Here is a 16,342-nt window from a genome sequence, read left to right as displayed (position 1 = left end):
GGGGGCGGGCGACGCGCCGTCTGCCCGCGCGGCCCCGGCTGCTCCGGCCGCTGCCCGGCGGGTGACCCCGCGACGCGCCGTTGTCGTCAGGCCGACGCGAACAAGAGTGCGCGGAAACGTGCGAGGAGCGCGTCAAGACGGCCTCGGGTGGTCAGGATGGAGGCATGGCATACCACGTCCACTCCGAGGCCGGGCGGCTGCGCCGCGTCATCCTGCACCGGCCGGATCTCGAGCTCAAAAGGCTCACCCCCAGCAACAAGACCTCGCTGCTCTTCGACGACGTGCTGTGGGTGCGCAGGGCCCGTGCCGAGCACGACGGGTTCGCCGACGTGCTGCGCGACCGGGGCGTCACCGTCCACCTCTTCGGTGACCTGCTGGCCGAGACGCTGGAGTTCCCGCAGGCCAGATCCCTCGTCCTGGACCGGGTCTTCGACGAGAAGGAGTACGGCCCGCTGGCCACCGACCACCTCAGATCCGCCTTCGAGCACCTGCCCGGGCGGGAGCTGGCCGAGGTGCTGGTCGGCGGCATGACCAAACGCGAGTTCCTCGACGTGCACCCGGAGCCCGCCTCGGTGCGCTTCCACGTCATGGAGCTGGACGACTTCCTGCTGGGCCCGCTGCCCAACCACCTGTTCACCCGTGACACCTCCGCCTGGATCTACGACGGCGTCTCCATCAACGCCATGCGCTGGCCCGCCCGGCAGCGCGAGACCGTGCACTTCGAGGCGATCTACCGGCACCACCCGCTGTTCCGCGAGGAGGACTTCCACGTCTGGTCCGAGGGCCAGGCCGACTACCCGTCCACCATCGAGGGCGGGGACGTGCTGGTCATCGGCAACGGGGCCGTGCTCATCGGCATGAGCGAGCGGACCACCCCGCAGGCCGTGGAGATGCTCGCGCACAAGCTGTTCGCCGCCGGGTCCGCGCAGACGATCGTCGCCCTCGACATGCCGAAGCGGCGTGCCTTCATGCACCTGGACACCGTGATGACGATGGTCGACGGCGACACCTTCACCCAGTACGCGGGCCTCGGCATGCTCCGCTCGTACACCATCGAGCCGGGCGTCGGCGAGAAGGAGCTGAAGGTCACCGACCATCCGCCGGAGCACATGCACCGCGCGATCGCCGCCGCGCTCGGCCTGAGCGAGATCCGCGTGCTGACCGCGACCCAGGACGTGCACGCGGCCGAGCGCGAGCAGTGGGACGACGGCTGCAACGTCCTCGCGGTCGAACCGGGCGTCGTGGTCGCCTACGAGCGGAACGCCACCACCAACACCCATCTGCGCAAGCAGGGCATCGAGGTGATAGAGATCCCGGGCAGCGAGCTGGGCCGGGGCCGGGGCGGGCCGCGCTGCATGAGCTGCCCGGTCGAGCGCGACCCCGTGTGAGGCGGTCGGGGCTGCCAGGCCGGCCGCGGCTGCCGGACCCGCCCGGGTCGCCCGTATAGGCATGCTGAGTTTCGTATAGTATTCCAGCAGTCCGCGTCCCCGTATCCCTGGAGCGCCCCCATGGCGACAGTCCCGACCGCCCTCGCCGGCCGTCACCTCCTCAAGGAGCTGGACCTCACCGAGGAGGAGTTCCGCGGTCTGGTCGAGCTGGCCGCCGAGCTGAAGGCCGCCAAGAAGGCCGGGACCGAGACCCCGTACCTGCGCGGCCGGAACATCGCGCTGATCTTCGAGAAGACCTCCACCCGCACCCGCTGCGCGTTCGAGGTCGCGGCCGCCGACCAGGGTGCCTCGACCACGTACCTCGACCCCTCCGGCTCCCAGATCGGCCACAAGGAGTCGGTCAAGGACACCGCGCGGGTGCTGGGCCGGATGTACGACGCGATCGAGTACCGGGGCGACAGCCAGCACAAGGTGGAGGAGCTGGCCGCGTTCGCCGGGGTGCCGGTCTACAACGGGCTCACCGACGACTGGCACCCCACCCAGATGCTCGCCGACGTGCTGACCATGACCGAGCACTGCGCCAAGCCGCTGACCGAGATCGCCTTCGCCTACCTCGGCGACGCCCGCTTCAACATGGGCAACTCCTACCTGGTGACCGGCGCCCTGCTCGGCATGGACGTCCGGCTCGTCGCGCCGAAGGCCTACTGGCCCGCCGAGGAGGTCGTCGACCGGGCCCGCGCCCTCGCCGAGAGCAGCGGCGCCCGCATCACACTCACCGAGACCCTCGACGAGGGGGTGCGCGGCGCCGACTTCGTCGCCACCGACGTGTGGGTCTCCATGGGCGAGCCGAAGGAGGTCTGGGCCGAGCGCATCACCGCCCTCGCCCCGTACGCGGTGACCATGGACGTCCTGCGCGCCACCGGCAACCCGGACGTGAAGTTCCTGCACTGCCTGCCCGCCTTCCACGACCTCGGCACGAAGGTCGGCCGGGAGATCCACGCGGCCCACGGCCTGGAGTACCTGGAGGTCTCCGACGAGGTCTTCGAGTCGGCCCACTCGGTCGTCTTCGACGAGGCGGAGAACCGGATGCACACCATCAAGGCGGTCATGGTGGCGACCCTCGCCTGAACAGGCCGTGACAACCCTGGCCTGAACAGGCCGTGACAACCCTCGCCTGAACAGGCCGTGACAACCCTCGCCTGAACAGGCCTTATGCTGACCGGCGGCCCGGAGCCACCCGTACTCCGCGGCCGCCCGCGCGACACACCCGTCGCACTCCCGCACCACCAGAAACGAGCACCACCCGCATGCCCCGCTACAAGTCGTCCCGTCTGCTGGTGGCCGAATCCGGCGCCGACCGCGAAGGCCACGGCCTCAAGCGCACGATGGGCCTCTTCCAGCTCGTCTGCTTCGGCGTCGGCGCGATCGTCGGCACCGGCATCTTCGTCGGCCTGTCCGACTCGGTCGCCCAGGCCGGCCCGGCCGTCGTCGTCTCCTTCGTGCTGGCCGCGATCACCTGCGTCTTCACCGCGTTCGCCTTCGCCGAGCTGGGCGGCGCGATCCCGGTGTCCGGCTCCTCGTACTCCTTCGCCTACGCCGGACTCGGCGAGGGCACGGCCTTCCTCGTCGGCTGGTGCCTGCTGCTGGAGTACGGCGTGTCGGTGTCCGCCGTGGCGGTCGGCTGGAGCCAGTACGTCAACGAGCTGCTCGACAGCCTCGTCGGACTGCGCCTGCCCACGGCCCTGTCGGCGGGCCCGGCCGAGGGCGGGCTGATCAACCTGCCGGCCGTCGTCGTCATCGCCATGGCCGCCGTCCTCCTGGTGCGCGGGGTGCGCGAGAGCGCCCGGGCCACCGCCGCGATGGCCGTGCTGAAGATCGCCGTCCTCGTGGCGTTCCTCGCCATCGGCTTCACCGCCTTCCGGGACGGCAACCTCACCCCGTTCTCGCCGGCCGGCCTCGCCGGCATCGGTGCGGGCACCACCGCCGCCTTCTTCTCCTACATCGGCTTCGACGCGATCACCACGGCCGGCGAGGAGGCGAAGAACCCGCGCCGGGACATCCCCGTCGCGATCCTCGTCTGCATCGGCCTGGTCACCCTGCTCTACTGCGCGGTCGCGCTCGCCGCGATCGGGGCCATCGGCGGCGACGCGGTCGGCGGCCGCCCGGCGGCGCTCTCCTACGTCGTCGACCGGGTCACGGGCTCCGGGGTCGGCGGCGGTGTGATCGCCTTCGGCGCGGTCGTCGCCATCGCCTCGGTGGTGCTCGCCGTGATGTACGGCCAGACCCGGATCCTGATGTCCATGTCCCGCGACGGGCTGATCCCGCGGGTGTTCGAGAAGGTCTCCCCGAAGACCTCCACGCCCGTCGCCGGCACGCTGATCGTGGCGGTGGTCTTCGCGCTCCCCGCCGCCTTCGCGCCGCTGGACGCGGTGGTCAACCTGTGCACCATCGGCACGCTCGCCGTGATGGCCGTCGTCAACATCGCCGTGATCGCGCTGCGCCGCCGCGAGCCGGGCCTCGCCCGCACCTTCCGGGTGCCGCTCTACCCCGCCACCCCGCTGCTCGGCGTCGTCTTCTGCCTGTACCTGATGTACGAGACGGGCCCGGCGACCTGGATCCAGTTCGCGGTGTTCCTCGCGGCGGGCATCGCCCTGTACGCGTGCTACGGGCGCCGGAACTCCCGGCTCGCCCGGGTCACGCCGACGGACGCCGCTGAGCCGGAACCGCAGCCAGCCTGAACCACACCGCCTTGCCGGAGTCGGTGGGCCGGTGCCCGCACGAGGAGCTCAGGGCGCGGATCAGCAGCAGTCCGCGCCCGTGCTCCTGCCAGGGGTCGGGCGGCCCGCCGGCCGGACGGGTGAGATCGCCGGGCGGAGCCGGGTCGGTGTCGTGCACCTCGACCTGGCAGCCGGACGGCATCAGCTCCACCACCAGCTCTATCGGCTTCTCCCCGGAGGTGTGCTCCACGGCGTTGGCCACCAGCTCCGCCGTGAGCAGCTCCGCGGTGTCGCAGTCCGCCCCGTGCTCCAGCTCGGCCAGCGCCGTACGGACCAGGGCGCGGGCCACGGGCACCGCCGCTGTGGTGTGCGGCAGCGCGATGCGCCAGGAGGCGGGGGCTGAGGGGAGTTCGTACAAGGCGGGTCCGTTCCTGCAGCAGGACATCCTGCTTTCAACCTGATGAATGGTACGGCGCCGCTTTTCCGAGGCGTCCGAGGGGCACCGTCGGGGGCGCCCTCGCCCCCTCGCGGACGGCTTACCCAGGTGAACGCGGTGCCGCGCACAGCAGGTCCCGCCGTTACGTCCGTGTCGAGGATCTGTGACGGATGTGACCGGCCCGGGTCGGTCCGGTCCGCACCGGATTCCTACCCGGAGGGTCTATCGCGTACTCGTGACGACAGTCACGGATGAGTGATAGCTTCGTGGGGTAGAGCTCAGTGAGGCAGTGCCCGCCCGAGGAGGCCGCGCGTCATGAGTCCCTTCACCGGCTCCGCCACCCGCACCCCCAAGTGGGAGCACCTCCGCGTCGACCTCACCGACGGCGTCGCGACCGTCACCCTGGCCCGCCCCGAGAAGCTCAACGCGCTCACCTTCGGCGCCTACGCCGACCTGCGCGACCTGCTCGCGGAGCTGTCCCGGGAGCGCGCGGCACGGGCGCTGGTGCTGGCCGGCGAGGGCCGTGGCTTCTGCTCCGGCGGCGACGTCGACGAGATCATCGGCGCCACCCTCTCCCTGGACACCGCCCGGCTGCTCGACTTCAACCGGATGACCGGCCAGGTGGTCCGTGCGATCCGCGAGTGCCCGTTCCCGGTGATCGCCTCGCTGCACGGCGTGGCGGCGGGCGCCGGGGCGGTGCTGGCCCTGGCCGCCGACTTCCGCGTCGCCGACCCCAGCACGCGCTTCGCGTTCCTCTTCACCCGCGTCGGCCTGTCCGGCGGCGACATGGGCGCGGCCTATCTGCTGCCCCGGGTCGTCGGCCTGGGACACGCGACCCGCCTGCTGATGCTGGGCGATCCGGTCCGCGCCCCCGAGGCCGAGCGCATCGGCCTGATCAGCGAGCTGACGGAGGAGGGCCGGGCCGACGAGACCTCCCGGCGGCTGGCCCGGCGCCTGGCGGAGGGCCCGGCCCTCGCCCACGCCCAGACGAAGGCCCTGCTCACCGCCGAGCTGGACATGCCGCTGGCGGCCTCCGTGGAGCTGGACGCCTCCACGCAGGCCCTGCTGATGACCGGGGAGGACTACGCGGAGTTCCACGCGGCGTTCACCGAGAAGCGCCCTCCTCGATGGAGCGGACGGTGAGGGGATCGCCCTCGGGGGCGCGGCCGGCCGCCGACGGCCCGCACCCGCGGCCCGCGCCGGGCGGACCCCTGCGCGTCGCCGTCATCGGCGGCGGCCCCGGCGGCCTCTACGCCGCCGCCCTCCTCAAGCGCCTCGACCCCGCCCGTGACGTCACCGTCTGGGAGCGCAACGCCCCCGACGACACCTTCGGCTTCGGCGTGGTCCTCTCCGACGAGACCCTCGGCGGCATCGAGCACGCCGACCCGCAGGTCTACGCGGCCCTGCGGCGCGACTTCGTCCGCTGGGACGACATCGACATCGTCCACCGCGGCGTCCGCCACACCTCCGGCGGCCACGGCTTCGCCGCCCTCGGCCGCCGGCGCCTGCTGGAGATCCTGCACGCCCGCTGCCACGACCTCGGCGTGCGGCTGCGCTTTCGCACCGAGGCGCCGAAGGACCTCGCGCACACCCACGACCTGGTCGTCGCCGCCGACGGGATCCACAGCACCACCCGCGAGGCCCACGCGGACGTCTTCCGCCCCCGCGTCACCGCCCACCGCTGCCGCTACATCTGGCTCGCCGCCGACTTCCCCTTCGACTCCTTCCGCTTCGAGATCGCCGAGACCGAGCACGGCGTCATGCAGCTCCACGGCTACCCCTACGCGCCGGACGCCTCCACGGTGATCGTCGAGATGCGCGAGGAGGTGTGGCAGGCGGCCGGATTCGGCGACCTCGGCGAGGCCGAGTCCGTCGAACGCTGCGCCAAGATCTTCGCCGAGGCCCTGCGCGGCCGCCCCCTGAAGTCCAACAACTCCGCCTGGACGACCTTCCGCACCGTCGTCAACGACCGCTGGTCGCACGGCAACGTCGTCCTCCTCGGCGACGCCGCCCACACCGCCCACTTCTCCATCGGCTCCGGCACCAAGCTCGCCGTCGAGGACGCCCTCGCCCTCGCCGCCTGCCTGCGGGAACGCGACTCCCTGCCGGAAGCCCTGGCCGCCTACGAGACGGAACGGCGCCCCGTCGTCGCCTCCACCCAGCGCGCGGCCCGGGCCAGCCTGGAGTGGTTCGAGAACCTCGCCCTGTACCTGGACCAGCCGCCCCGCCAGTTCGCCTTCAACCTGCTCACCCGCAGCCGCCGTGTCACGCACGACAACCTGCGCCTGCGGGACGCCCGCTTCACGCAGGCGGTGGAGCGCGAGTTCGGCTGTCCGCCCGGCACGCCCCCGATGTTCACCCCGTTCCGGCTGCGCGGACTGACCCTGCGCAACCGGGTCGTCGTCTCGCCCATGGACATGTACTCGGCCGTCGACGGCGTCCCCGGCGACTTCCACCTCGTCCACCTGGGCGCACGGGCGCTGGGCGGGGCCGGGCTGGTCATGACCGAGATGGTCTGCGTCAGCGCGGCGGGCCGCATCACGCCCGGCTGCGCGGGCCTCTACACCGGACGGCAGGCCGAGGCGTGGAAGCGGATCACGGACTTCGTGCACGACCGGGCACCCGGCACCGCGGTCGGCGTCCAGCTCGGCCACAGCGGCCGCAAGGGCTCCACGAAACCGATGTGGGAGGGCATGGACGAACCGCTGGAGGAGGGCAACTGGCCCCTGGTGGCTGCCTCCGCGCTCCCCTACAAGGAGTCCGGCCGGATCCCGCGTGAGCTGTCCCGCGCCCAACTCACCGACCTGCGCGAGCAGTTCGCGGCAGCCGCCGGTCGTGCCGCCCGCGCCGGCTTCGACCTGCTGGAACTGCACTGCGCCCACGGCTACCTGCTCTCCGGCTTCCTCTCCCCGCTGACCAACCGGCGCACCGACGCCTACGGCGGCTCCTTGCGCCGGCGGCTCCGCTTCCCGCTGGAGGTCTTCGACGCCGTACGGTCCGTGTGGCCGGGGGAGCGGCCCATGACGGTCCGGATCTCCGCCACCGACTGGGCGGAGGGCGGCACCACGGCCGAGGACGCGGTCGAGATCGCCCGCGCCTTCGCCGCGCACGGCGCCGACGCGATCGACGTCTCGACGGGCCAGGTGGTGGCCGAGGAGCGGCCGGAGTTCGGACGGTCGTACCAGACCCCCTTCGCCGACCGGATCCGCCACGCCACCGGCGTCCCGGTCATCGCGGTCGGCGCGATCTCCTCCTGGGACGACGTCAACTCCCTGATCCTGGCGGGCCGTACGGACCTGTGCGCCCTGGCCCGCCCCCACCTCTACGACCCCCACTGGACCCTCCACGCGGCGGCCGAGCAGGAGTACACCGGCCCGGGCGCCGTCTGGCCGGCCCCCTACCGGGCGGGCAGCCGCCGCCCCCGGACGGGCCGCCTCGACGCCCCCAAACCACGGCTGAGCCTGTGACGCCGTGACGCCCTAGCGGTCGTCGGCCCGCGTGAACCCGGTCTCCTTCGTCGTGACGATCCGGGCGCCCATGTTGCGCTCCATCATCTCCAGCGCCGCCGAGGCCAGGTGCGGATGGATGGAGGCGACGGCGTCCCGGGGCACCGTGACCTCCAGGTGCCGGATGTGCGCGTCCAGCGCGGAGTAGAGGATGCACTGCTCGGTCACCTGGCCGGCCAGCACCACATGGCCGACCCCCAGGCTCCACAGGAGGTAGGCGAGGGGGGTCTCGTAGAAGACGGAGTGGCGTGCCTTCATCACGAACAGCGACTCCTCGTCGGGCCTGATCGGCTCGATCAGGTCGGCGCGCGGCCGGGCCAGCGCGGCCTCGACCAGCTCTCCGTGGTGGGAGCGCCACCGTCCGAAGTTGTCGTTCGCGTAGATCACCGGCACGTCCGCCTCCCGGGCGCGGGCGATCAGCTCCGCGACGACGGGCACGACCCGCTCGACGGACGGCACGAGCAGCTCGGCGTCCTGGTGGTCGTAGGTGTTGATCATGTCGACCACGATCAGAGCCGTCCGCCGCGGACCTTCCTGTCGTTCCATGCTCGTCTTCTCCGTGCCTCGCGTTTCCCGGGTGAGGCGTGTGGTGGGGGTCCGGGAACGCGCTGACGAGTACCCGGGGTGCCCGAGTGCCTAACCGGGGGCGGTGCGGCTCCGCTCCCGCCGCGTCACAGCCCCACGAAGGCCGCCCCGGCGTCCCGCAGCCGCTCGTGCAGTTCCCGGAACACCGCCGAGGAGCGGACGCCGGGCCAGTCCGGCGGCAGCAGCTCCGAGGGGAGCCCGGGGTCGGCGTAGGGCAGGTGGCGCCAGGAGTCGAGGGCGAGGAGGTAGTCGCGGTAGGCCTCCTCGGCGGGGGTGTCGTCCCGCTCGCGCCAGTCGTGCAGCACGCGCTCGTGACGGTCGAGGAACGCCTCGTGCTCCTTGGCGACGGCGGCCAGGTCCCACCAGCGGGCGACGGCCTCGGCGGTCGGGGCGAAGCCCAGGTGGTCGCCGCGGAAGAAGTCGACGTAGCCGTCGAGCCGCAGCCGCTGCAGGGTGTGCCGGGTCTCCTCGTAGAGGCGCGCGGGCGCGATCCACACGCCGGGGGCCGCCGTGCCGAAACCGAGGCCCGCCAGACGGGAGCGCAGCACGTGCCGCTTCTGGCGCTCCGACTCCGGCACCGAGAACACCGCCAGCACCCAGCCCTCGTCCCCGGGCGGCGCCGAGGCGTAGACGCGCCGGTCGCCGTCGTCGAGCAACTGGCGTGCGTCCGGCGACAGTTCGTACCCGGCCGCGCCCTGGGCGGTGCGGGCCGGCACGAGCAGTCCGCGTCTTTTCAGCCGCGACACCGAGGAGCGGACGGACGGGGCGTCCACGCCGACCGCGGCCAGCAGCCGGATCAGTTCGGCGACGGGCACGGGGCCCGGCACGAAGCGGCCGTACGCGCCGTAGAGCGTGACGATGAGAGACCGTGGTGCATGCTGGTCGGACACGTTGATCATCTTAGGTCGTACGGGTCAGTCCCGGTCGCCACCGGGGTCGCCGGCCGGAACTCCGCCTCCCGCGCGCAGCCTGAACCGCTGGAGCTTGCCGGTGGCCGTGCGCGGCAGCGCGTCCAGGAACACGAGCTCACGGGGGCACTTGTACGGGGCCAACTCGCCCTTGACGAAGGCGCGCAGTGCCTCCGCGTCCCGGCGCGCGCCCTCTTTCAGGACGGTGTAGGCGACCACCACCTGTCCGCGCGCCTCGTCCGGCCGCCCCACCACCGCCGCCTCCACCACGTCCGGGTGCCGCAGCAGCGCGTCCTCGACCTCCGGGCCGGCGATGTTGTACCCGGCCGAGATGATCATGTCGTCGGCGCGGGCGACGTACCGGAAGTACCCGTCGGGCTCGCGGACGTAGGTGTCGCCGGTGATGTTCCAGCCGCCGCGTACGTACTCCCGCTGCCGCGGGTCGGCGAGGTAGCGGCAGCCGACCGGGCCGCGCACGGCGAGCAGACCGGGTTCGCCGTCGGGCACCGGCTCGCCGTCCGCGTCCTGCACACGCGCCTGCCAGCCCGGTACGGGCAGGCCCGTCGTACCGGGCCGGATCCGCTCGTCGGCCGCCGAGATGAAGATGTGCAGCAGCTCGGTGGCGCCGATGCCGTTGATGACGCGCAGGCCGGTGCGGTCCCGCCAGGCCTGCCAGGTGGCCGCCGGCAGGTTCTCGCCGGCCGAGACGCAGCGGCGCAGGGACGAGACGTCGTGGCCGTCGAGCTCGTCGAGCATCGCGCGGTACGCCGTCGGGGCGGTGAACAGGACGGAGACCCGGTGCCGCGCGATGGCGGGCAGCAGCTGCCGGGGCCCGGCCTGCTCCAGCAGCAGCGCGCTCGCCCCGGCCCGCAGCGGGAACACCACGAGACCGCCGAGCCCGAAGGTGAAGCCGAGCGGAGGGCTGCCGGTGAAGACGTCGTCGGCGTGCGGGCGCAGCACGTGCCGGGAGAAGGTGTCGGCTATCGCCAGGACGTCCCGGTGGAAGTGCATGCAGCCCTTGGGGCGGCCGGTGGTGCCGGAGGTGAAGGCGATCAGCGCCACGTCGTCGGCCGCCGTCGGGACGGCCTCGTACGGTGTGCCGGGCGCCGGGCGGTGCAGCAGGTCGTCCGGGGCGTCACCGCCGTAGGCCGTGATCCGCAGGTCCGGTATCCCGGCCTTGGCGAGGTCGTCCACGACCCGGATGTCGCACAGGGCGTGCCGCACCCGCGCGATCTCGCACAGGGTGCTCAGCTCGTGCGGGCGCTGCTGGGCGAGGACCGTGACGGCCACGGCCCCCGCCTTCAGCACGGCCAGCCAACAGGCCGCGAGCCAGGGCGTGGTGGGGCCGCGCAGCAGCACGCGGTTGCCGGGGACGACACCGAGGTCGCCGGTGAGCAGGTGCGCGATGCGGTCGACGCGGGCGCGCAGATCGCCGTACGTCCACGGCGCACCGGCCGGAGTGAGGAAGGCGGGGCGGTCGTCCGGCGGGCCGCTCAGCAGCGCGGCGGCGCAGTTGAGCCGTTCCGGATAGCGCAGCTCCGGCAGATCGAAGCGGAGGTCGGGCCACTGCTCCGGGGGTGGCAGATGGTCCCGGGCGAAGGTGTCGACGTGGGCCGTGCCCCGTGGATGCATACGGTTCGCCCCCTCGGCGTGGTGGGCTCGCCCCTGGAGCGTATCGTGTTGGTGACGACAGTCAACGGTCCGCGATAGCCTCGGAGTGACCCGGCCGGAACGCAGGGTGGCGGAGAAGGGACCGGCGATGACCGCATTCTCGCTCGAACCGGCACAACTGGCCTGGTGCGCCGAGCTGCGCGCACTGGCCGCGGACCGGTTCCGCCCGCTGGCCGACCAGGGCGAACCCGGGCGCGTGAACCGGCCCCTGGTCGCCGAGCTCGGCCGGACGGGCCTGCTCCGGCGCCTGTTCGCCTCGGGCGCGCTCGACCTGTGCCTGATGCGCGAGTCCCTGGCCCACGGCTGCACGGAGGCGGAGACGGCCCTCGCCCTCCAGGGCCTCGGCGCCCACCCCGTCCACGCCCACGGCACCCGGGCCCAGCGCGCCCGCTGGCTGCCCCGGGTCTGCGACGGCACCGCGATCGCGGCCTTCGCGCTGAGCGAGCCGGGAGCGGGATCGGACGCGGCGGCCCTGGAACTCAGGGCGGAGCCCGCACCGGACCCGGCGGATCCGCCCGCCGCCCACCTGGACGCCACCCCCGACGGCCCCGCCCGCTGGCGGCTCACCGGCGAGAAGTGCTGGATCTCCAACGCCCCCGAGGCCGACTTCTACACCGTCTTCGCCCGGACCACCCCCGGCGCCGGGGCCCGGGGCGTCACCGCCTTCCTGGTCCCCGCCGACCGGCCGGGACTCACCGGCACGGGCCTCGACATGCTCTCCCCGCACCCCATCGGCGCCCTGGACTTCGACGCCGTACCGGTGACCGCCGACGACGTGCTCGGGGAGACCGACCGCGGCTTCCGGGTCGCGATGGGCACGCTCAACCTGTTCCGCCCCAGCGTCGGCGCCTTCGCGGTCGGCATGGCCCGGGCCGCTCTCGACGCGACCCTCGCCCACACCGCCGCCCGGGACGCCTTCGGGGGCAAGCTGAGGGACCTCCAGGCCGTCTCCCACCAGGTGGCCGAGATGGCCCTGCGCACGGAGGCGGCCCGGCTGATGGTCTACGCGGCGGCCACGGCGTACGACGAGAAGGCCCCGGACGTCCCCCGGCGCTCCGCCATGGCGAAACTGCTCGCCACGGAGACCGCCCAGTACGTCGTCGACACGGCCGTCCAGCTGCACGGCGCCCGGGCGCTGCGGCGCGGTCATCTGCTCGAACACCTCTACCGCGAGGTGCGCGCCCCGCGCGTCTACGAGGGCGCCAGCGAGGTGCAACGCGGCATCATCGCCAAGGAGTTGTACGCGAACCTGGAGGCCGAGTGAGCAGCGAGCGCGTCAACCCGCCCGGCCTCTCCCCGCCGGCGGGCTTCACCCACGCCGTCGTGGCCCGTGGCTCCCGGGTGGTGTTCCTGGCGGGGCAGACCGCCCTGGACGGCGAGGGCAAGGTGGTCGGGGAGAGCCTGCCGGAGCAGTTCGAGCGGGCCCTCGCCAATCTGCTGGCCGCCCTCACCGCCGCCGGCGGCACGGCAGCCGACCTCGCCCGCGTCACCGTCTACGCCACGGACGTCGCCGCCTACCGCGCGCACGCCCCCGAACTCGGCCGGGTGTGGCGGCGGCTGGCCGGCCGCGACTACCCCGCCATGGCGGTCGTCGGGGTCGTCCGGCTGTGGGACGAGGAGGCGCTGGTGGAGCTGGACGGCTTCGCGGTGCTGCCGTAGGGCCCTCAGGCCGCGGCGGCCAGTCGCGGTGCCGTCACCCGGTGGGGCTCCACCACGCGGCCGTCCGGGAGCAGTTCACCGGTGTCGTCGAAGGCGATCACCCCGTCGCAGCGCAGGTACCAGCCCTGCTCGGGGTGGGCGGCGACGACGTGCGCGCCGGGGGAGTCGTTCGCGGGGCACTGGGGCTCGTGGGCACACATGGCGCACCTCCACGTCGGTGGGACATCCGAAGGGTTCACAGGACTCCTACGGACCGACCATGCTCCCGTCTCGAACCCACCGGAACGGGCCTGCGTGAAGCGTGACACGCCCCGGACATTCCCGGGACCGTTCCACGACGGCCGGGGCGGACTCGCCACCGAAGGGGTGAGGGTCACGGGCGGCGGCCCGGAGGGCCGGTACGAGTGGGGTCCGGTCATTCCACTCCTTTCGGGAGGTTCCCCCCATGCGTGTACGTCCCCTTCTCGGCGCGGCGACCGGTGCCGCGCTGCTCCTGCTCACCGGCGCGGCAGCCGCCCCCGCCGGCGCGCACGCCCCCGCCGCGGCCCCCACCGAGGCCGTGACGATCGACGCCGTGGGCCGCATCGCCGCCGACGGCACCGTCACCCTGTCCGGCACCTACCGCTGTGCCGGCTCCAGCGGCCCGGTCTTCGTCAGCTCCTCCGTGAGCCAGGGCGCCTCCACCACCCGCCACGGCGTCGGCGACAGCCGCGCCGTGTGCGACGGCGCCGAGCACCGCTGGGTGAACACCGGCCGCACCGCGCCCGGCGCGCTCGTGGCCGGCGCCGCGCACGTCGAGGCGGCCCTGCTGGAGCTGCGCACCTTCAGCGGTCTGCCGCTGCCCAGCTTCCACGCCTCCTCGGCACGGGCGGTGACCCTGGTCCAGGGCTGAGACCCACGCCGAACGGACCGGCGGGCGCCCCGTCTTCACGGGGCGCCCGCCGGTCCGTTGCCCTGCCGGGACGTCAGTGGTCGTCCCAGTGACCGTCGTGGGCGGCGTGCCGGTGGCCGTCGTGCACGTAGTCCGTGTGGTCGCCGTGCCGTACGGCCAGATGGCCGCAGTCGTCGCCGTGCTGGTGGTCGTGGTTGCGGTGCGTGGTGTGACCGCTGTGCGCGCACTCGTCGACGTGGTCCCCGTGCATCCGGTGGATGTGGCCGTCGTGGGCGTAGTCCGTGTGGTCGCCGTGGGGGAACGCGACGTGGCCGCAGCCGTCGCCGTGGGCGTGCGCGTGACCGTCGTGGGTGATGTGCTCGGCGGTGGTCATGAGGGTGCTCCTCGCGTGCGGGGTGCTCGCCGCGGTGCCGGGGTCGGGCTGCCCTGACGGCACGGACGTACGGCGATCTCTGCGTCCATGGTCCGGCGGCCCGCCCCGGCCCACCACTCGGCGGCGCGGCGGGGTGAGACCCGGGGAGGGCTAGCGCACCGCCACGACCACGCAGCTGTCGCCGTACTGCCAGACCGGTCCCGCCTGGCTGAAGCCCGCCTCCCGGAGCAGGTCCAGATGGGCGGAGAGGGGGAGTTCGGCCGGGCGGGCGGCGTCGACGGGGCTGACGCGGCGGCGGCGCTCGGCGAGGAGGTCGGTCAGCTCGGGGTCCCGGGCGACGGCGGCCCACCAGGAACCCCAGTCCTCGTGCGTGAACACCCGCTGCCGGCCGGCGTGGCACCGCCCGACGTGGGCGGCGATCGCGGCCGGGCCCGTGTGGTCCTGGGGGAGGTGGTCGCCGTTGACGAGGACGCCCCCGGGGCGCAGCAGGACGGCGAGCTGCCGGTAGGTGCGCAGCAGGGTCTCGCGGTCCAGGTAGTGCAGGGCGGTGGTGGAGACGGCCGCGTCCAGGGGGCGGTCGAGGCCGAGGGTCCACACCCAGCCGGGTGCCCCGATCTCGGCGTCGACGTAGCGGGCCGCGTCGGGATGGTGGGTGCGGCCCAGCTCCAGCAGCAGCGGGTCCCGGTCGACGGCCACGATCTCCGCGTCCGGCAGCCGCCGGACCAGCCGGGCCGCCAGCGAGCCCGGCCCGCAGCCCAGGTCGACGACGAGGGGCGCGGCGGAGCGCCCGGCGGTGACGTGCTCGACGACGTCGGCGATCACCGTGAACCGCTCCTCGCGGTCGACGGCGTACCGCTGCTGCTGGAGCTCCCAGCGCTCCACCCATCGTTCCGCCGTCTCCAGACTCAGCCCCATCGGGTCGTGCCACCTTGCCGTCTCGCCCGTGAACTCCTGTCGGGCCCGAGCCTACAGGTGGAAACGGTTCCCATTACGCCCAGCGCGTGCGGTCACGAGAGTGATGTGAGAACGGACAGCAACCGGTCGACTTCCTCGACGGTGTTGTACACGTGCAGACTCACCCGCACCGAACCGGTCTTCTCGCCCGCGTCGCCCTGGCAGTGGTGGTCGGAGCGGACCATGAACCCGTGGCTGAACAGGATGAAGCCCAGGTCGCCCGAGTCGATGGCCCGGTGCCGCAGGGTGACGATGCCCTGCCGCCGCTGCACCGCCGAGCCGGCCGCCAGGCTGAGCGGGCAGCCGAGGACCTCGTAGGCGTCCAGCCGCCGCAGCCCGTCGGTGAGCCGGGACGCCAGATCGGCCGTCCACCGCTCGATGCGCTCCACACCGGCCGCGTCCAGCCAGTCGAGGGCCGCCTCCAGCGAGGCGATGCCCACGGTGTTCGGGGTGCCGCTCCACCCGCCGGGCGTGAACGCCGGACCGCGCGCCTGCCGTGCCCAGATCGCCCCCGAACCGGGCAGCGCCAGCGCCTTGTGCCCGGAGAAGACGACGAAGTCGACGTCCAGCTCGGCCACGGACACCGGCAGATGGCCTACGCTCTGCGCCGCGTCCAGACAGATCACCGCGTCCGGGCCGACGGCCTGCCGGATGCGGTGCACGTTCATGTCGCCGCCGTACACGTGGTGCACATGGGTGGTGGCCACGAACCGGGTGCGCGGCCCCGCCCGTTCCGCCAGCACCCGGTGGTCGTAGTCCCCGGAGCCGCTCTGGTACGGCATCGGCACCACCCGCACCCGCACACCCTGGCGGGCGAGCGACTGCCGGGCCTCCAGCCAGGGCACGATGTTGGCCTGGTGGTCGGCGTCGGGCACGACGATCTCGTCGCCGTCGCGCAGGAACCCCGGCAGCCAGTCACGGGCGATCGTGCGCAGTCCCTCGGTCGTGCCGCCGGTGAAGTGGACGGACCCGCCCTCCGCCCCGGGGTCCCCGAGGAACCGGGCGACCCGCCCGCGGGTGCGCTCGACCAGCTCGGTGGTGCGGTTGGCCCAGGTGTAGGTGCCGCGCGCGGAGTTGGCGTTGGACGTCGTCAGATACCTCTGCACGGCGTCCAGCACGGCCCGCGGCTTCTGCGCCGTGGCCGCGCTGTCCAGGTACGCCAGCTCCGGGTGCGCGGTGACGATGGGGAACTGCTCACGCAACTCCCGCTGCCAGGCGCTCAGTTCGTCGATCCCTGCCGGTGCGGTCATGGC

Annotated in this window: 16 protein-coding genes; 8 read left to right on the top strand and 8 right to left on the bottom strand. The window is 73.3% G+C overall.

All coding sequences use genetic code 11. The annotated features are described in order from the left end of the window. The first annotated feature begins 164 nt into the window (after nt 1-164). From ABZY20_RS10360 to ABZY20_RS10350, 3 genes are all read left to right on the top strand, one after another. Nucleotides 165-1,388, top strand: a complete 1,224-nt coding sequence (locus ABZY20_RS10360; RefSeq protein ID WP_356439409.1) for an arginine deiminase — start codon at nt 165-167, stop codon at nt 1,386-1,388. A gap of 120 nt (nt 1,389-1,508) precedes the next feature. Beyond that, nucleotides 1,509-2,516, top strand: a complete 1,008-nt coding sequence (argF, locus tag ABZY20_RS10355; protein WP_356439406.1) for an ornithine carbamoyltransferase — start codon at nt 1,509-1,511, stop codon at nt 2,514-2,516. A 179-nt stretch (nt 2,517-2,695) separates the two neighbouring features. Continuing rightward, nucleotides 2,696-4,126: an amino acid permease gene (locus ABZY20_RS10350; RefSeq protein ID WP_356439403.1), complete on the top strand. Its 1,431-nt coding sequence runs from the start codon at nt 2,696-2,698 to the stop codon at nt 4,124-4,126. On the opposite strand, the gene ABZY20_RS10345 is transcribed toward ABZY20_RS10350, so the two are convergent. After that, nucleotides 4,083-4,550, bottom strand: a complete 468-nt coding sequence (locus ABZY20_RS10345) for an ATP-binding protein (RefSeq protein ID WP_356439400.1) — start codon at nt 4,548-4,550, stop codon at nt 4,083-4,085. The genes ABZY20_RS10350 and ABZY20_RS10345 overlap by 44 nt on opposite strands. A gap of 306 nt (nt 4,551-4,856) precedes the next feature. On the opposite strand from ABZY20_RS10345, the gene ABZY20_RS10340 reads away from it, so the two are divergent. After that, complete coding sequence (locus ABZY20_RS10340) at nt 4,857-5,684, top strand: enoyl-CoA hydratase family protein (RefSeq protein ID WP_356439397.1); 828 nt, start codon at nt 4,857-4,859, stop codon at nt 5,682-5,684. Further along, nucleotides 5,669-8,008, top strand: a complete 2,340-nt coding sequence (locus ABZY20_RS10335; protein ID WP_356439395.1) for a bifunctional salicylyl-CoA 5-hydroxylase/oxidoreductase — start codon at nt 5,669-5,671, stop codon at nt 8,006-8,008. The genes ABZY20_RS10340 and ABZY20_RS10335 overlap by 16 nt, the downstream gene beginning before the upstream one ends. 12 nt (nt 8,009-8,020) lie before the next feature. Here the strand turns inward: ABZY20_RS10335 and ABZY20_RS10330 are convergent, their stop codons facing one another. From ABZY20_RS10330 to ABZY20_RS10320, 3 genes are all read right to left on the bottom strand, one after another. Further along, on the bottom strand, nt 8,021-8,593 hold the full coding sequence (locus ABZY20_RS10330; RefSeq protein WP_356439392.1) for an isochorismatase family cysteine hydrolase: 573 nt from the start codon (nt 8,591-8,593) through the stop codon (nt 8,021-8,023). 125 nt (nt 8,594-8,718) lie between these two features. Next, nucleotides 8,719-9,531: a PaaX family transcriptional regulator C-terminal domain-containing protein gene (locus tag ABZY20_RS10325; protein WP_356439389.1), complete on the bottom strand. Its 813-nt coding sequence runs from the start codon at nt 9,529-9,531 to the stop codon at nt 8,719-8,721. A 15-nt stretch (nt 9,532-9,546) separates the two neighbouring features. Further along, complete coding sequence (locus ABZY20_RS10320) at nt 9,547-11,172, bottom strand: AMP-binding protein (protein WP_356439386.1); 1,626 nt, start codon at nt 11,170-11,172, stop codon at nt 9,547-9,549. A gap of 127 nt (nt 11,173-11,299) precedes the next feature. Between ABZY20_RS10320 and ABZY20_RS10315 the strand changes: the two genes are divergently transcribed. Together ABZY20_RS10315 and ABZY20_RS10310 are read left to right on the top strand one after the other, a co-directional pair. Then, nucleotides 11,300-12,475: an acyl-CoA dehydrogenase family protein gene (locus ABZY20_RS10315; protein ID WP_356439383.1), complete on the top strand. Its 1,176-nt coding sequence runs from the start codon at nt 11,300-11,302 to the stop codon at nt 12,473-12,475. Next, complete coding sequence (locus tag ABZY20_RS10310) at nt 12,472-12,870, top strand: RidA family protein (RefSeq protein WP_356439377.1); 399 nt, start codon at nt 12,472-12,474, stop codon at nt 12,868-12,870. The genes ABZY20_RS10315 and ABZY20_RS10310 overlap by 4 nt, the downstream gene beginning before the upstream one ends. A 5-nt stretch (nt 12,871-12,875) precedes the next feature. On the opposite strand, the gene ABZY20_RS10305 is transcribed toward ABZY20_RS10310, so the two are convergent. Beyond that, nucleotides 12,876-13,070 (bottom strand): DUF5999 family protein, encoded by a 195-nt coding sequence (locus tag ABZY20_RS10305; protein WP_356439374.1) that lies wholly within the window; start codon nt 13,068-13,070, stop codon nt 12,876-12,878. A gap of 245 nt (nt 13,071-13,315) precedes the next feature. Here ABZY20_RS10305 and ABZY20_RS10300 point away from each other — a divergent pair, with 245 nt between their 5' ends. Then, nucleotides 13,316-13,762: a DUF6299 family protein gene (locus ABZY20_RS10300; protein ID WP_356439371.1), complete on the top strand. Its 447-nt coding sequence runs from the start codon at nt 13,316-13,318 to the stop codon at nt 13,760-13,762. Nucleotides 13,763-13,835: 73 nt separating this feature from the next. Here the strand turns inward: ABZY20_RS10300 and ABZY20_RS10295 are convergent, their stop codons facing one another. The 3 genes from ABZY20_RS10295 to ABZY20_RS10285 all read right to left on the bottom strand — a co-directional run bounded on the left by ABZY20_RS10295 (nt 13,836) and on the right by ABZY20_RS10285 (nt 16,339). Beyond that, the gene (locus tag ABZY20_RS10295; protein ID WP_356439368.1) at nt 13,836-14,135 is read right to left on the bottom strand and encodes a hypothetical protein; all 300 of its coding nucleotides are present in this window, start codon (nt 14,133-14,135) and stop codon (nt 13,836-13,838) included. 150 nt (nt 14,136-14,285) lie between these two features. After that, a complete protein-coding gene (locus ABZY20_RS10290; RefSeq protein WP_356439366.1) occupies nt 14,286-15,050 on the bottom strand; it encodes a class I SAM-dependent methyltransferase in 765 nt (254 codons plus the stop codon). 92 nt (nt 15,051-15,142) lie between these two features. Further along, complete coding sequence (locus ABZY20_RS10285; protein WP_356439363.1) at nt 15,143-16,339, bottom strand: aminotransferase class V-fold PLP-dependent enzyme; 1,197 nt, start codon at nt 16,337-16,339, stop codon at nt 15,143-15,145. Nucleotides 16,340-16,342: the final 3 nt, after the last annotated feature.

It is taken from the genome of Streptomyces sp. NPDC006624 (genome assembly GCF_040611555.1).
GTDB lineage: Bacteria > Actinomycetota > Actinomycetes > Streptomycetales > Streptomycetaceae > Streptomyces.
The sequence above is the reverse complement of the archived record's forward strand: the minus strand, read 5'-3'. Positions and strand labels throughout refer to the sequence as shown.

Excerpts from the sequence above, each read along its gene's own strand:
- ABZY20_RS10360 (WP_356439409.1), top strand. The coding sequence starts at position 165 with ATGGCATACCACGTCCACTCCGAGGCCGGGCGGCTGCGCCGCGTCATC.
- argF (WP_356439406.1), top strand. The coding sequence starts at position 1,509 with ATGGCGACAGTCCCGACCGCCCTCGCCGGCCGTCACCTCCTCAAGGAG.
- ABZY20_RS10350 (WP_356439403.1), top strand. The coding sequence starts at position 2,696 with ATGCCCCGCTACAAGTCGTCCCGTCTGCTGGTGGCCGAATCCGGCGCC.
- ABZY20_RS10345 (WP_356439400.1), bottom strand. The coding sequence starts at position 4,550 with ATGTCCTGCTGCAGGAACGGACCCGCCTTGTACGAACTCCCCTCAGCC.
- ABZY20_RS10340 (WP_356439397.1), top strand. The coding sequence starts at position 4,857 with ATGAGTCCCTTCACCGGCTCCGCCACCCGCACCCCCAAGTGGGAGCAC.
- ABZY20_RS10335 (WP_356439395.1), top strand. The coding sequence starts at position 5,669 with ATGGAGCGGACGGTGAGGGGATCGCCCTCGGGGGCGCGGCCGGCCGCC.
- ABZY20_RS10330 (WP_356439392.1), bottom strand. The coding sequence starts at position 8,593 with ATGGAACGACAGGAAGGTCCGCGGCGGACGGCTCTGATCGTGGTCGAC.
- ABZY20_RS10325 (WP_356439389.1), bottom strand. The coding sequence starts at position 9,531 with ATGATCAACGTGTCCGACCAGCATGCACCACGGTCTCTCATCGTCACG.
- ABZY20_RS10320 (WP_356439386.1), bottom strand. The coding sequence starts at position 11,172 with ATGCATCCACGGGGCACGGCCCACGTCGACACCTTCGCCCGGGACCAT.
- ABZY20_RS10315 (WP_356439383.1), top strand. The coding sequence starts at position 11,300 with ATGACCGCATTCTCGCTCGAACCGGCACAACTGGCCTGGTGCGCCGAG.
- ABZY20_RS10305 (WP_356439374.1), bottom strand. The coding sequence starts at position 13,070 with ATGTGTGCCCACGAGCCCCAGTGCCCCGCGAACGACTCCCCCGGCGCG.
- ABZY20_RS10300 (WP_356439371.1), top strand. The coding sequence starts at position 13,316 with ATGCGTGTACGTCCCCTTCTCGGCGCGGCGACCGGTGCCGCGCTGCTC.
- ABZY20_RS10295 (WP_356439368.1), bottom strand. The coding sequence starts at position 14,135 with ATGACCACCGCCGAGCACATCACCCACGACGGTCACGCGCACGCCCAC.
- ABZY20_RS10290 (WP_356439366.1), bottom strand. The coding sequence starts at position 15,050 with ATGGGGCTGAGTCTGGAGACGGCGGAACGATGGGTGGAGCGCTGGGAG.
- ABZY20_RS10285 (WP_356439363.1), bottom strand. The coding sequence starts at position 16,339 with ATGACCGCACCGGCAGGGATCGACGAACTGAGCGCCTGGCAGCGGGAG.